The following is a 14,930-nucleotide window of genomic DNA, read 5'->3' on the forward strand; positions in this document are numbered from 1 at the left end:
TCTTAATTTCCTTGGCTGAATTCGTAGTTGAGGTGATTGCGGTCAGGATTCGTGAAGATCAAAGTGATCCAGCAAATGGCAAAGAAGGGGAAGGCATCGAACCGCAGAAAGAAACTCTGGCTCATGGCGTAGATGCTCATATAGCTGATGACGACCGCAAGCATGGCGGCAGAACAATTTCGCTGACGGCTTCCGGGGCTGCCGGAAACGAAGGTCCAGCTCAGGAAAATCCGGAGAGGGAAAACGATGAGAACCGCGATGAGCCCGATGATTCCCAAGTCGACCAGAATGTCCAAATAGGTGTTGTGACTCTGCCTTGGATTCCAGGTCTGGACGAGTTCTCTTCCTTTTCCCTCTGTCCAGAAAGCTCCGTATCCATTGCCGAGAAGGATATCTTTCTTGGCCTCGATCCAAACGGCGTTCCAGAGTTCGTCTCTTCCGGAAAGAGACTCGTCACGACCGGTTGCGTCGAAGAAGGCGGACTTGAGGGTGTCGACCCCGATCAACGAAACGAGGACGATGCCGGTGAGGATGCAGATCTGGAGAAAGCCGCGCCGATAGTTCGAAGCGGAAAAGAACAAGTAAGCACCGCAGCCGATGAGGGTGGCAGTCCAAGTCGTGACCGAAAAGGTGAGAAAAAGGCCAAGGGCGAGGATCCCACGGGAGCCGAGGATCAACCAACGCTCCATTGTCGATTGAGGAGGCATGCCGAACGAGAGCAAGAGTCCGATGGAGAGAAAGGGAGCCAGGGTGTTGGGGTGGTTGGAGATGCCGGCGAGACCCGGACGAGCCGGATTGACGGTGATATTGGCGGGGAGGGCTACGTAGAAAGCCAGAGAAAGTAGGGCGGCGGCAGTGCAAAAGTAGACGAGGATCCGCATCATTTGGCGCGCTGGGTGATCCGTAGAGTGGACCATGACAAGCAAAGTAATGATCCCAAAGGCATAGATGATTCCACGCTTGATCGTCAAAGTGGCTTCAGCGGACCAGAGGACCGAGCCGAGGATCAGTCCCAAGATTCCCAGGACCGGCAAATGCATGATGACAACCGGACCCAGGCTTCGACTGAAGAATAGGCGGGTGACGGCGAGCATTCCGGTTCCAGCAAAAAGGAGTTGCCGGATAGCCGACCCACTATTGCTGTCGGAGAGGGTAATGGGCTGTGTTGGCGGTCGGAAGTTGGAAGCCAGATAGAGTAACCAGAGAAGAACTGCCCCAGTAAGGAGCAACCCTACCCAGGATCCTCTCAATGGGGCTATCTGGTCGAGCAGGGCATCCCGGTGGTCGCGGGAAGCGACGGCTTCTCCTGTGACGTTCGGGCTTAGCTCGCTCATCGACGACGGAACGGTTTGAGAGATTGAATAACTTTGTCGATCTGAGCCGACAGAACCGGGTCTTTGCGGGCGATCTGCCACTGCTGGGCTGCCAATGCCCAACCGATGGCGATCACGATGAAAAGGCCAAGGATCAGGCCGATCTCTTTCTTTTTGCTGGGGCCGGCCGGGAGAGACGGTTCACTCGCCGGACGGATGACGGCGAGATTGCCGGTGGGTTGCTCGGCCCGAATTTCATAGATGTCGACCTTGGTCGAGAGGGTGGCAACGAGGTCCCGCTCGAAACGAATCCGTTCTTTCAGACTTTCGTATTCGACGATCAGCTTTCCGTATTGGCTAGTCGTTACGGAGCCGACGATGTTGCTTTCCGCATTTTTCAGCTGCTTCTCGATTGAGGCAATTCGGGTTTGAATGGACTGAATCTCGGGAGATTTTTCGGCGTAGCTGAGGCGAAGATCATCGAGCTCGGTGTTGAGTCGATCTCGTTCGACCTGTAGTTCGCGGACATTCCGCAACTTATTGCTGACTTGGAAATTGACGTCGACGATCTCGAACTCGGCTGCAAATTCTGCGAGCTCTTCTTCAGTTTCCCGCAATTGTGCCTCGGCGATGACGAGAGCATCTCGCAGGTGTCCGGCCTGCGTCAGAATCAGCGAACGTTCGATCTCTTTGCTGGCGCGTTCACATTCCAGGAAAAGGAGGTTGGCAATCTTTGCGGAAAGGCTGGGACTAGAGCTGGTTACGGTAACCGTGATCAAGCCGTCTTCGGTCGAAGTAACGGAGATCATCGATTTGATTTGCTGGTAGACTTCGACGGAGCGGTCGTCTGGAGATAGTCGATCGCCTAGGTCATCTTTTAATCGTTGGCCGATTTCCTCCAGCACCGACCGCGAGTTGATCAAGGTCGTGTAGAGCGTTGGATTGGGCGGGAGCATGAGGGTGCCAGTCGCACTGCGACCAGCACTATCGTCGCTGGACTCCATTGAGCTCGTTTCGATCGCGGCGTCGAGGATTGGTTTCTCCCGAGGGAGGAGTACGGCGACGGCTGAAGCCGTATAGGTTGGCGGCATTCTTGACCAGCGCAGCACTCCGAGGATCAGCCCGAGTAAGATGATGGCCGCCACGATCCACTTGCGCGAAAGGATTGCGTAGGCGATGTCGAGAAGAGGGGCGGGCCAGGTAAGTTGAGGGCCCGACCGCTTCGACGGATCTTGTTCCGGTGGTTGCATATTCAGGACGCTAGGGGGGATCACTCGACGATCTCTTCAGAGACGCCCTCAGGGCCTTCGTAGATCAAGGGGCTAACAAGAGTGGTGTCGGAGCCGCGGGAGATGTTTGAGCCGATCAGGCCGATTTCAGCAAGTTGGCGGGCGACGATGAGAATATCCTGAATCTGGCCACCGATGGTACGTTCCTGGACCGATTCCGGGGCGATGAGAACATCACCGGGAAGGAGCCTCGAGCGCATCGTGAGGTGGTGTCCGGGTTGGGAGACGCTGTCGACGCTTCCGTCCGCACGGACCACGTAGAGTAGGTCTTCATCCCCTTCATCCGTGAGACCCCCAGCTTGATCCAAGGCTTCCTTCACTGTCATGTAGTCGTCGACTACGAGGCTGATTGGATTGTAGACAAACCCAGCGATGCTGATGGTCGAATGGTAGCGGGGGATTTCGAGGGCGTCTCCACTTTCGAGGGTGAGGTTGTAGGGGGTCTCGGGGAAATTCGATTTGGCAAAAGGGATAACGATCCGGCCGTCTGCCTGCATCTTTCGCATACGGTTGATACTGGAAAGGTTCTGCCGGAGGGCGAGTTTCGCCGAGATGGCATCTTGGGAGTTGCCTGTCTGAATGAGGTTGGTCAATGCCTCCTCGTTGGCACGTCGGGATGTCTCGAGCAAGTGCTCAAGACGGTCCTGTTGAAGCCTTTTGGTACTGAGTCGGGTAAACTTCGCCGCCCGCAAATCGGCGTCGGGAAGGACGCCTCCGGCAGCGGAGATGAGGTCGGTGATGCGAGAGCCGGAGGGGAAAATATAGGTTCCGGGGAACCGAACGCTCCCGGAGATCGAAACACGGACCTGCGCTTTCTGGAGAGAGCGGATGATCAATTTATCGCCGTTGGCCAGAAGAGGGTTGTTCTTGTGCTCGTCTCCTTCGGTCGATTCGAGGGCCTCATTCAAGTTGAAGCGAAATCTTTTTACGTCCATGCGCCTCGTTTCCGGGTCGAAGACCTGACGGATCAACTCCGCCTCATCATAATAGACATCACTGTTGGGATTTCCGGCGATGGCGACCAGATCGGTGACGCGCATGTCTGGGGTGAGTTGATACTTTCCGGGGTTGAGCACGGAGCCGATGATTTCAACCGAGGCGTAGATGTTGGATTCTTTCTGACTGCGGACGGTAACCAAATCGAGCGGCATGAGCTCAATATCGTGGAAGGGGTCGCCGACCAGGGCTTTGCTGAGGTCTTTGACGATGATCCGGTTCGACTGGAGGTGTCCGGTGCGCTCGGTAATCGTCCCAACGGGGAGGGCTGGACCGATCTGTCTCGAGATAAAGACTTGTGGCAGGAAGGCGTCGATGGAGAGTCCATCGGCATTCTCAACGAGGTCACTCAAACGCATCCCCTGAGAGTAGGCGTAGTTTCCGGGGCGGACGATGCTTCCCTCGATCCGGACGATGGCTTTGCGAATCTCATCGACGGCGCTGACGGTAAGCAGCTCGCCGTTGGCCATCTTTGTTTGCATCCCTTCCTCATCGAGCGAGATGTCGATTCGCTCGCGTCCGCGTCCATCCAGAGTTCGCTCCAGTTGGGCGAGCGGGGTGAACGAGAATGCGGTAAGTCCTCCGGCAAGGTTGACCACTTGTTCGATGGTTACCGGAGATTCAGGGATCTCGTAAATGGCGGGTTGCTGAACGTAGCCAGCGACTCCGACAGTCGGCCCGATGCTCGGAACATGGAGGGTGTCCCCGTCCATCAGTTGAGGAAAGTCGAATGATTCCCGGTTCCCGAGGAGGAAGTCGTAGAGATCGATGTCGGAACGTGTTTGGTCGGGATGGACGAGGCTGATGTTGCGGAGGGATCCATCCTTGGTGGGGCCTCCGGCGGCGACGAGGACATCAAGGGGAGTACTGAGCGACGAGACCTCGATTCGCCCCGGCTGGGCGACGCGTCCGATCACGTTGATCTGGATCTGCCGAAGCTGACCTAGACTGACTCCGAGATCGTATCCGACCCGACGTTCTTGGAGAAAGGAGTCGATGCGATCGGCCAGTTCGCCGAACGCAACCCCGGAAACGGGAAGGGTGCCGAAGTTGGGGATCTGGATGTTTCCGTTCCGGTCGACGGTGAGTTTGTGGTAGGCCTCGACGTTGCCGCTCAGGCTGATGATGACCTCATCTCCGGTTCCAATCCGATAGTTCGAGGGGACTGGGCCCACGCTGGCAGAGCTACTTCCGCCGGCGCGGAAATAATCGTATCCGAACTGGGTGAGATCGTCGGATGGAGCTTGTTCAAAGTTGCCTTCGTAGAGATTTTCCAGCCGGGAGGAGTTGGGATTGGATTTGGGATTGAGCGCCTTGCGCCGGGCATTTTCGGAGGCGTTGATATTCTCGACGGTTTGGGTGAGGTCGATCGGTTGGCCGGCGGGCCGATTGAGATCGAGATAGCTCTCGTCGGTCGGGCTTGCCTGCTTTTGAAAAGGGGCTTGCTCGACATTGGGAACTTGGCTCGAGGGTTCGTAGATGGTTTCGGCCCAAGCGTATTCGCCCGGGCCGGGATTGTGGGGATGGTGGACGCAGCCTGAGATGAGTCCAAGAGCCGGGAGGAGAAGGTGGACGGGTTTAATGAAACGCATGAAAAAATGGATCGTCTAGGCGGTTAGCGTGGCTTTGCGAAAACTCTCTGCGAGGTTGTCGAGGCTGAAGGGGGCAATGGTTGCCTTGGCCGCTTGTCCCATTGTCTTGAGCCGCGGATTGTCGAGGGCGTCGATCAACTCACGACTGGCCTGTTTTTTCTGGGTCGGATCAAATTGGAGGCCATCGAATTCGGAATGAATCAGATTGTCGCAGCAACCGGCATGAATGGAGCAGAGGGAGGGGGTGCCTACTTCACTGGCCTCATTGACTACGAGGCCCCAGACGTCGCCACATGTGGGAAAAATATGGAGATCGGCTGCCTTATACCAGTAAGCCATTTCTTCGCTGGGGACCGGGCCTTTCCAGGTGATCGATGGGCAGTTGGCCTCGGTGATGAGTACGGATAAGGGACCGTCACCAATGAAGATCAGTTGCCATTCCTCAAGGATGTCATTGGGAAGATCTTTCCAAAGGTCGAGAAGGTATTCTACTCCCTTGAGGGGGATGAGACGCCCCACAACGATGGCCATCTTTTTGTTCGGAGCGTTCTCGAGCGAGATTTGGGAGACCTTTTCTTGCGCACCGGGAGCGGAGAGCTTTGCGCGAAGCGTGACGTGATCGGCGGCGTTGAGGGCGTCGACGATTTTTTCGTCGGGCACTCCCCATCCGCGGAGAACCTCACGGGCTTGAATTCCCATTCCGACGACCTTCTCTGCCTGGCGCAGCAGAAACTTTCTCCACAGCAGGCGGGATTGGCCCTGGGTGCCGCTGATCCGGGATTGATAGGCCCAGATGATCAGTCGCTTGCGGGCAAGCCTGCAGTAGAAGGCGGCGATTGCCGTCCGCAGCCCGAGCTCGAGACTGATCACGATGTCGGGCTTATCCGAGAAGAGGTTTTTCAGCAGTCCGAAGGGGATGTGGAGAGTGATCGTCTGTTCGAAGGGGACGGGTTTCTGGCTCCGCACCTTTCGCTTCCAGCTGAGACATTTGGGGTGAACGATTGTTAACCCGTTCGAGTCCACCTCCCACTGCCGGTCAAACTCTCTTTTGGCATCGGCGTAGACGGTAAAATCCCAGTTGGGAGTTTGGCTCAGTCGCTCGAACACGGGCTTGCGGTAAGGGCTAACGATATTGGTGAGAAAGGCGACTTTCGTTGTCTCCTTCGCTCCCTTGTAGGCAACGTGCTTCGAGGTGGCATCCGGGCGCATCGCTGCTTTCAACCCACCCATGGCCAGAGGGATCTTCAGAAGTCCCCGGAAAAATTGGGATGAGTCTCCGCGAAGAACTCCGGGAATGCCTTTGGTGGAGAGAATTACGGCAGCTCCGAGCCGGCGGAAGAATCGCTTGGTGGAAGAGATTTCATCGTCTCGGCGGGAGGAAATGCGCTCGTAGATCAAGCCATTCCGATAGGCACGACCCCAAAGCCAGCGGAGTGAGGTGCGGGACTCCGGGGCATGCTCGTAGACCTCGGCTTCCGCGCAGGAGACGAATTTGCCTCCAGCAGCAGAGATGCGGGAAAAGAGGTCGCTGTCCGACCCTCCACTGCGGCCGAGCTCGGCGTCGAACCGAAATTCATTTGGGCCATTGAACCAACTCCCGCGCACGAGGGTGTTACTGGTGCGGGTATTCTTCCAATCGATGTCAGTGCCAGTGGGGGGAACGAGCTTGTCGAAAAACTGGCCCTTGACGATCCAGCGGGCAGTGCCAGGGGTGCAGATCCCGTAAACGGGGCCGAAAACCGAGTCGGCCTTGTAGTCCTCGGCGGCTTTGATCAATTTGACAAGCCACTCTTCGCAGACCCACTCGTCATCGTCGACGAAGATGAAGAAATCTGCCCCCCCCATATTGATCGAGGCATTGCGGGCGAGGGCGATGTTTTGAGCGGGTTCGGAGGTGTATCTTATTCCGGAAAATCGGCGAGTGCTATGTCGGAAGGCATCAATGACCGGTTTGCCGGAGCCTTCGCTATCGTTGTCGACGATTCGCAGCTCGACTTCGCAGTCTTCCGGGAGGGTGATTTTTGCCAAGCTCTCAAGGAGGGTCTGGAGCATCTTCGGCCGGCGATATGTGGCGATGCAGAGGGCAATGGTATACACGGTTGGTTAAGCGTTTTGGTTGGCCGAGAAAGGATCAATGAGCGGTGTTCTGACGTTTTGCAGAAAACGAGCAGTAGTGCCGGATGAGCTGCAACGTGGCTTTGTAGATAAAGATGGGATTGGTCGTGAGGTAGCGTTTGAAGAGGCGTTTGGGTTCGCGGTAGAGCCGGTAGGCCCATTCCATGCCGATTTTTTGCAGGTAGCTGGGGGCTTGGGCGACGGCCCCGGCGTGAAAGTCGAAGGCGGCTCCAACACCGAGCATCACGGCGGGGATCCGTCCACGGTGCTGGCGCATCCAGTCTTCCTGTTTCGGGCATCCGATCCCGACCCAGAGAATCTGGGCTTCGGACTCGACGAGACGGCGGGTGTATTCCTCGTCCTCCTCGGCAGTAATGGCGCGGAAGGGGGGACTGATCGCTTCGACGATCTTCAGCTCGGGAAACTTCTCTTTCAGCTTTTCCAAGAGGATCGGGAGACGATCTTCATGCCCGCCGTAGAAGGCTACCTTGAGGCCCTGTCGCTCGGCTGCGGCAAGGGTGTGGAGCATCAAGGTCGGCCCGTAGACGCGACTGGCGTCCTTGTAGCCGAGGAGTTTCTGCATCCAGACAATGGGCATGCCATCGGCGGTGTTGAAGTCGGAATGAGTCAGCGCCTCTCTGAGCTTTGGAGTCCACCGGGAGGAGATTACGGAGTGAACGTTGCAGACTCCGATGTAGCGGCTCTCGTGATTGCGGGCCCATTCGGTGATCTGGGCGACGGATCCGTCGTAGTCCAGGTTCGCGATGGGGGTGTCGACGACCTCGGTTGAGGTGAAGGATGAGGAAGTGGAAGGGGAGAGAGTGCTCATTTTTCGAGGAATTTTTTGAAGACGTAGAGAGAGGTCATCGCGATCATGACGAAGTCGTAGAGAACGGAGCGGTGACGCATGTAGTGAAGTTCCCCCTCGAAGCGGATTTTCCAGTCTTCGACCAGCTTGTCGTCGAGCGCGTTGTCGTTGACGCAGATTTGGCCGATGCTGGTGAGGCCGGGCCGGATCTGGTAGCGCCGGGAGAAACCGGGGATCTTCTCGCAGAGTTCTTCATTCAGCTTGCTGGGGATGGGGCGGGGGCCGACTAGGGCCATGTCTCCACAGGCGACGTTCCAGAGTTGGGGGAGCTCGTCGAGTTTCAGGGTGCGGAGAATGCGGCCGATCGAGGTTACTTGGGGGCTGTTGTTTTGAACCCCGAGAGCCGTCGCCTTTTCACTGCCCACCTGCATCGTCCGGACTTTGAAGATTTTGAAGGTCTTGCCCTCGATCCCCGGACGCTCCTGCGTGAAGAGGAACGGTCCCTTTGAGGTGCCCTTCACCAGCGCCCACATCACAAAGATCAGCGGAGAGAGGATGCACAGGGCCAGCATGGCGATCAACCGTTGGCAAAAGATCCAGCACCGCATGGAAAAGGTGGTCCGCACCACGCGATGGCGGGGAAGAACGAAATGCCGATTGTGAAGCTGAAATCCGTCGTTTGAGATGGTATTCATCTTGGACTCTCCTTGAGATCGATTTCTTTTATTTGATGGACGAGGCATTTTGAGCTAATCGATGGTTCCACTCGTTGAGGAGTTGTTTGATTGAAGAAAGCAGGCTTCGAGCGCTGCGCTTTCCCGGATTGTTGTAGTAGTCTTCGCAAACGGCGAGATAGTTTGTGATAACCTTGCGGGCTTCGTGGGATCCGGAGATGTCTCCTTTGTCGTAAATCACATTGCAGCCGTTATTTACGAGGTTCGAAACCAAATCGAGATCGAGGGTGTTGGAAAGGGCTACCACAAGAGCTTGAGGTTCGAGAGCGCGAATCTGACGTAGGAGATTTAAGGCCATTTCCTGTCCGTTGAAGTTGTTGTCTACAAAATAAACATCGTATCCCGGATGGACGACTGGATCGCTGCAAGTGTCGACGATCGCGTGGCTAAATTGAGACTGAATGTGTCTTTGAACGACTTTACCTACTATGAGATCGTCGTCGATCACAAGAAACTTCGGAGTGAAGGCGGAGGTTGGTTTGTTTTCGTTTTTCATTGTGTGAATTCGATAGGTTGATTTTGGAAATAAATTCTTTTAAACATTCCTCGTGCCAATTCTTTTGTTGTTTTTTAAGTATATGATTTGTAGGTAGATATAAAATGAAAAATAAATTTACATGATTTTAGCGAACCGGGATCCTGTAAGAATTACATGGTTTGAGAAAGAAATGCTGGTTGGGCTTGATGCAATTTGTAAACTTTACATAGTCTTCGTTTATGAAAGGGATCATCTTCACCGAGTTTTTAGATATGGCCGAAGAAAAGTTCGGTTTAGGAGTTGTCAACCGAATCACCTCTTTACCTTCTTTATCGACTGGGGGTTCTTACTCATCTGTTGGGAATTACCCCCATGAAGAGATGCTGGCGATGATCGATGCTCTGCAGAAAGAAGTTGATATTTCTCAAAAAGAATTAATCCGAGCGTTTGGTCATCGACTCTTTCAGGTCTTTTTAGACGGTCACCAGAGTTTTTTTGTAGGCTCTACTGATCCTCTCGATTTTCTTAGTGGAGTCGAGACCGTAATTCATGCCGATGTTCGCAAGATCTATCCCGATGCGGTGCTTCCTGATTTCGATTGTTTTTGGATTTCAGATAATGTTTTGGTTATGGATTACAGCTCTCCACGACCGATGGCGGACCTCGCTCAGGCTTTGATTGAAGTATCGATCAAGCATTTCGGAGTGGACGTAAAAATGGAACGATCCAACGGTCCTACGAATGACGCGCACTCAGCTCGCTTTACCCTGACCCGCGTTCGCTGAACAATGTCTCAGAACGAACAGTCCGAATACCAGATTGGCTACGCGCGGGAAAAGAAGGCGAGGAAAGAAGCAGAGCGACTTCTCGAAGAAAAATCGTTGGAATTATTTAAGCTCAACGAAGAGCTGAGGATTAAGTCCTCGGAGTTGTCTTCCTTAGTGAAAACCCGGACGGAAGAGCTCGAGAAACAGCGCAGTGTGACCATGAATACCTACGCCGATCTCGTCGCGAGCGAGAGGAGGTATTCGGATATTGCCGAGGTGGTGGGCGGATATCTTTGGGAGATGGATGCGGATTTCCGTTTTCTCAGCGTGACCAAACAGGTGTCCGAGGTGTTCGGCTACAGTAGCGGGGAGTTGGTAGGTCATTCCTTGTTTGAATTTATTCCGGAGGAGGATGTATCCAGGCTGCAGGCTGTCTTTAAAAACAATCTTTCCCGGGGATATTCGTTCAAAAACGTTCGGTCCAGGACCTGCCGGAAGGACGGCGATATCGTCTGGCAGATGTTTGGGGCTGCACCGACCTTCGATCAGCAAGGCCACTTTACGGGCGCCCGCGGCGCCGGAGTAGAGATTCCGGAGCGAGGCACATCTTCGAATCAGCTGAATCTTCTCTACATCGCCCTCACCAATGCCAGCGAGGGATTTGCGGTCACGGACAGAAATGGCCGATTTACCTACCTCAACCCCGCTCATGTGGAAATGTATGGGTATGATACGATCGACGAGCTGATTGGACAGCACTGGTCCATGCTCTATCAGCCGGAGGTGATTCAGGAATTGGAGGAGAGGATCGGGAAATCACTCGCGGAGACCGGCCTCTTCCAGACGGAGACAACGGGCTTGCGAAAAGATGGTTCGACCTTTCCTGAAATTTGCTCACTGCGGCTTCTTCCTGATGGTGGGATACTTTGTATCTGTAGAGATGATACGGAAAGGCAGAGATATGTGGACCGATTGGCTTCAAAAAATCAGTTGCTGTCCTCGCTCCTGGATAATTTGACGACTGGCATTCACTTTGAAAATCTTCGGGTGGGCAATACGGTCACGAATCAGCACCTCTTCGAACTCTTCCCCGTCCTCTCGGAAGATAGCAAAACCACCTATGAAACGGCGGAAGGTTTTTTGAACTGCGTCCGGAAGAAGATTCTCGACGGTGACTCCTTTGTGGATATAGCCAGTAAGTCGATTGAGGCGAGAGAGCCCGTCCGGAATCAGGAGTGTGAGCTAGTCGATGGAAGGTTTGTCGCCTTTGATTATGTCCCGGTGGTAGTCTTGGGCGAATTTTTCGGGCATTTTTGTATTTTTCGCGATATCACCGAGTCGAAAGAGCACCAGAGAACGCTGGAGCTGGCCCGTCAGGAAGCCGTTTCCGGGGCGGAGGCGAAGTCTCTCTTCCTCGCCAACATGAGCCACGAGGTGCGAACGCCGCTGAATGGGATTGTCGGGATGAGTCGTCTGTTGATGGGGGAAAAGCTTTCTGACAAGCAAATGATGTATCTGCGCTCCATCCAAGCGAGCGCTGACTCCCTGATGCAGGTGATTAGTGATATTCTCGACTACTCGAAACTGGAGGCGGGAAAGATGGGCTTGGAGCCTGTCGACTTCTCGCCCACGGCGATGATCGACTCGGTCGCTTCAGTCTTTTTGTTGAGGCACGTTCACTCTGACCAGGTGAAATTTTATATCAACTACGAGCCAACTCTTCCCCCGTTGATCCGAGGAGACGACGGTCGGATCAAAGAGATTTTGCAGAATCTATTGAGCAACTCATTCAAGTTCACGAAAGAAGGTTTCGTTGCCCTGGATGTGAGATTGGATCGGTTTGAGCACGGAGAATACTGGGTCGATTTTCTGGTCGAAGACACTGGTATCGGGATCAGCGAAGAGGCCAAGAAGAAGATCTTCGAACCGTTTACGCAGGCGGATAATTCCGTGTCGCGGCGTTTTGGCGGAACGGGTCTGGGGCTCACGATTTGTCGGAATTTTGTCTCTCTCATGGGTGGAGAGTTTTCTATGGAGTCTGAAGTTGGAAAGGGAAGTTGCTTCAAGGTCAGCCTGCCGTTCCCGCCTGCTTCCGCTCCTCCGAAGAAGAAGGTGAGAGAACAGTTGGAAGAGATCCTCCATGTCGAAGTCGTCGCGACAGATGCAAGACTGGAGAAGTCCATCGTCTCCATGATTGCCGTAAATGGGGTGTCCGTCGCCTCGAACTCGAATCCCAAGGCCGCCTTTGCGCAGATTCAGGAGGAAAAAGATGAAGGGCCGTTGGTTTGCGTCATAGCGGGTAGTGTTCTCACGAAAAACAACGCACGATTGGTGCAGCAACTGGTCGACGAGATTCCGGAACTCCGCTTTCTCTTTGTCGGGATCGAAGGGGAAATTCCGTTGGAGATCGATAGTGAGAAATTTATGCGTCTGGACTTTCCGATCAGCCGTGATGTTCTGCTGAATGCAATTTTCCGGACATCTCAGCACTATCCAGGGGAGAACTACTTGGAAGATCCATTGGCGGAAGGCGAAGAGTCGCTGCTCTTGAAGGGAAAGAACTTTTTGTTGGCCGAGGATAATCGCATTAATCAGATGGTCGCTAAATCAACTTTGGAGCAAATGGGAGCTTCCGTGGATATCGCGGCTAATGGCTTTGAGGCGGTGTCGATGCATCAACAGTTCACCTACGATCTTATTTTGATGGATGTCCACATGCCGGATATGGATGGGATTGAGGCGACGCGGACGATTCGGAGCACGGGCTCGAAGATTCCGATCGTGGCCCTGACTGCTGACGCCAAGCCGGATAGCAAGGAACTCTTTCTGAACGCGGGGATGGATGACTATCTCAGCAAACCACTGATGGTGAACGATATGATCGAGATACTGAGATCGACGATCGGTGTTTCCAGTGCCTCAAGCGTTAGAGCTCCGAAGGAGGATTCGACAGAAGAGATCGTAGATTCCGAGGAAGCGTCTCAAACAGATTCGACTCATTCTGAATACTTGGACTTGGAGGCGTTGGCAGCTGTCATTGGAGGGGATTTCGAGGCGGCCCGATCGATCGTTTCCGATTTTCTAGAGAAGACTCAGGAGGAGATTGATTCCGTTCTCGAAGTGATTGAACAGAAGGACTGGGGGGCGGCGAAGTCTCTCTTCCATAAGATTGCCGGTAGTTCTTTCACGGTCAGGGCCGAGAACTTGGCCCATCGGGCCCGCGAGGCGGAGTTATACGTCCAGGAGGATGAGATCGATGAGACTCAGGTGTCTGGTATGGTCGACCGGGTGACCGAAGCCCTGCAGGAGACGCGACGGGTCTTTGAAGAGTTGAAATGGGAGGGCGCGTGAGTCGTCCGAAAAGGAGGACAAGGCTTCTCATTGCCGATGACGATTCGATCACTCGCAGAGTTTTGAGCAATGCGTTTGAGTCCGCTGGTATCTCCAGTGAGCTTTACGAAAATGGCGAGGATCTTATTGGATCAATCCACGATGAGGCACTCGTTTGCCTATTGGATTTGAATATGCCCGGTAAGGGAGGTCTCGATTGTCTTTCGGAGATCAAGGAAACCTATCCGATGATCGAAGTGATCATGCTTACCAGCGTGGATCGGGCGGCGGAGGCATTGCAGGCGATCCGTAATGGTGCTTTCGATTACCTCACTAAGCCTTTCGATCCCAACGAGCTGATACACACGGTTCAGTTGGCAATGCAGGCGAGTCAGCAGGCGCGGGAGAATCAGGATCTTCGTCAGGCGATATCGATGCCTTCACAGATTCTCGATGTGAAAGGAAGCTCCCCGAAGATGAAGCGGGTCTTTCGCCTTCTGGATCGATTGGGAGGGAGTGAGGATCTCGTCTTGCTGACCGGCGAAAGCGGAACCGGGAAGACTTTATTGGCGAAAGCGATTCACCAGAAGAGCTTAAGGAGGGATGCCCCCTTTGTGAGTGTGAGTTGTCCTTCGCTCCCGCGAGAGCTTTTGGAGTCAGAGATGTTTGGACACGAGAAAGGGGCATTCAGCGGGGCGATAAACCGGCGCCTCGGTCGTGCGGACTTGGCTGACGGGGGAACTTTGTTTCTCGATGAGATCGGGGATATCCCGCTCGAGCTACAGGCGAAACTGTTGACCTTCATTCAGGACAAATCCTATTTCCGTGTCGGAGGTGAAAAATTGGTCCACAGTGACGTTCGCCTCGTGGCTGCGACCAATCGCGATCTACGCGAATCAGTCGAGAAAGGAATGTTTCGGGAGGATTTGTATTATCGGTTGAATGTTCTGCCCCTTGAGATTCCCCCGCTCCGGGAGCGCTTAGAGGATCTTCCCGATTTGTTGGAGCACTTTGTCAGCCGATTTGCCCAGCGCCAGAGGGTGAAGCCTCCCCGGGTCGATCCTTCCGTTTTGGTCAAGCTTCGACAATCCTCGTGGCCTGGAAACATCCGCGAGTTCGAGAATGTAGTGATTCGGGCTCTGACACTACGCGAGCGGGAGGATATTTTGCTTCCGGAGGATTTTGATGTTCTGTCGGGAGTAAAGTCAGAGACTCAGATGCAGGACGACGCCGGAGTCAGCTCTTTGGCCGGTAAACGATTGGACGAGATAGAAAAGGCTGCCATCGAACAAACTCTTGCTCTTTGCGGCAACAAGAAAAGCGCGGCTGCCAAGATGCTCGGGATCGCGGAAAAGAGCATCTACAACAAGGTCAAAAAGTATGGATTAGAGACGGATGAAGGCGGGGCTTCATCTTGATCCGTCTCGCACCAGATTCACGAGTAGGCCTGAGTTGACTCCGGGATAACGATAGCCCGGTTCGATTTTCGGGATTGAGGGCCTTGCCCT

Annotated in this window: 10 protein-coding genes; 3 read left to right on the forward strand and 7 right to left on the reverse strand. The window is 54.2% G+C overall.

All coding sequences use genetic code 11. The features are described from left to right. Positions 1-2: 2 nt before the first annotated feature. Genes H5P30_RS16235 through H5P30_RS16265 form a run of 7 tightly spaced genes read right to left on the reverse strand, consistent with a single transcriptional unit; the run spans position 3 to position 9,343 of the window. Complete coding sequence (locus H5P30_RS16235) at positions 3-1,334, reverse strand: O-antigen ligase family protein (protein ID WP_185693964.1); 1,332 nt, start codon at positions 1,332-1,334, stop codon at positions 3-5. After that, on the reverse strand, positions 1,331-2,563 hold the full coding sequence (locus tag H5P30_RS16240; RefSeq protein WP_185693965.1) for a GumC domain-containing protein: 1,233 nt from the start codon (positions 2,561-2,563) through the stop codon (positions 1,331-1,333). Before H5P30_RS16240 ends, H5P30_RS16235 begins: the two co-directional genes overlap by 4 nt. A 20-nt stretch (positions 2,564-2,583) precedes the next feature. Further along, positions 2,584-5,190, reverse strand: coding sequence for an SLBB domain-containing protein (locus tag H5P30_RS16245; RefSeq protein ID WP_185693966.1), 2,607 nt, complete (start codon positions 5,188-5,190; stop codon positions 2,584-2,586). 15 nt (positions 5,191-5,205) lie between these two features. Beyond that, positions 5,206-7,287, reverse strand: a complete 2,082-nt coding sequence (locus tag H5P30_RS22545) for a glycosyltransferase (RefSeq protein WP_185693967.1) — start codon at positions 7,285-7,287, stop codon at positions 5,206-5,208. Between the two features lie 34 nt (positions 7,288-7,321). Then, entirely contained in the window at positions 7,322-8,134 is an 813-nt protein-coding gene (locus H5P30_RS16255; RefSeq protein ID WP_185693968.1) for a WecB/TagA/CpsF family glycosyltransferase, read from the reverse strand. Then, positions 8,131-8,808 carry a sugar transferase gene (locus H5P30_RS16260; RefSeq protein WP_185693969.1) on the reverse strand — a complete coding sequence of 226 codons (678 nt, stop codon included), beginning with the start codon at positions 8,806-8,808 and terminating at the stop codon, positions 8,131-8,133. The genes H5P30_RS16255 and H5P30_RS16260 overlap by 4 nt, the downstream gene beginning before the upstream one ends. A 28-nt stretch (positions 8,809-8,836) precedes the next feature. Continuing rightward, positions 8,837-9,343, reverse strand: a complete 507-nt coding sequence (locus tag H5P30_RS16265; protein ID WP_185693970.1) for a response regulator — start codon at positions 9,341-9,343, stop codon at positions 8,837-8,839. Between the two features lie 221 nt (positions 9,344-9,564). Between H5P30_RS16265 and H5P30_RS16270 the strand changes: the two genes are divergently transcribed. From H5P30_RS16270 to H5P30_RS16280, 3 genes are read left to right on the forward strand one after another with little or no spacing between them, the layout of a single operon-like run. Beyond that, entirely contained in the window at positions 9,565-10,110 is a 546-nt protein-coding gene (locus H5P30_RS16270) for a heme NO-binding domain-containing protein (RefSeq protein WP_185693971.1), read from the forward strand. A 3-nt stretch (positions 10,111-10,113) separates the two neighbouring features. Continuing rightward, complete coding sequence (locus H5P30_RS16275) at positions 10,114-13,443, forward strand: PAS domain S-box protein (RefSeq protein WP_185693972.1); 3,330 nt, start codon at positions 10,114-10,116, stop codon at positions 13,441-13,443. Then, positions 13,440-14,840, forward strand: coding sequence for a sigma 54-interacting transcriptional regulator (locus tag H5P30_RS16280; protein ID WP_185693973.1), 1,401 nt, complete (start codon positions 13,440-13,442; stop codon positions 14,838-14,840). Before H5P30_RS16275 ends, H5P30_RS16280 begins: the two co-directional genes overlap by 4 nt. Positions 14,841-14,930 lie beyond the last annotated feature (90 nt).

Source organism: Puniceicoccus vermicola (genome assembly GCF_014230055.1).
In the GTDB taxonomy this organism is placed as follows: domain Bacteria; phylum Verrucomicrobiota; class Verrucomicrobiia; order Opitutales; family Puniceicoccaceae; genus Puniceicoccus; species Puniceicoccus vermicola.

Excerpts from the sequence above, each read along its gene's own strand:
- H5P30_RS16235 (WP_185693964.1), bottom strand. The coding sequence starts at position 1,334 with ATGAGCGAGCTAAGCCCGAACGTCACAGGAGAAGCCGTCGCTTCCCGC.
- H5P30_RS16240 (WP_185693965.1), bottom strand. The coding sequence starts at position 2,563 with ATGCAACCACCGGAACAAGATCCGTCGAAGCGGTCGGGCCCTCAACTT.
- H5P30_RS16245 (WP_185693966.1), bottom strand. The coding sequence starts at position 5,190 with ATGCGTTTCATTAAACCCGTCCACCTTCTCCTCCCGGCTCTTGGACTC.
- H5P30_RS16255 (WP_185693968.1), bottom strand. The coding sequence starts at position 8,134 with ATGAGCACTCTCTCCCCTTCCACTTCCTCATCCTTCACCTCAACCGAG.
- H5P30_RS16260 (WP_185693969.1), bottom strand. The coding sequence starts at position 8,808 with ATGAATACCATCTCAAACGACGGATTTCAGCTTCACAATCGGCATTTC.
- H5P30_RS16265 (WP_185693970.1), bottom strand. The coding sequence starts at position 9,343 with ATGAAAAACGAAAACAAACCAACCTCCGCCTTCACTCCGAAGTTTCTT.
- H5P30_RS16270 (WP_185693971.1), top strand. The coding sequence starts at position 9,565 with ATGAAAGGGATCATCTTCACCGAGTTTTTAGATATGGCCGAAGAAAAG.
- H5P30_RS16275 (WP_185693972.1), top strand. The coding sequence starts at position 10,114 with ATGTCTCAGAACGAACAGTCCGAATACCAGATTGGCTACGCGCGGGAA.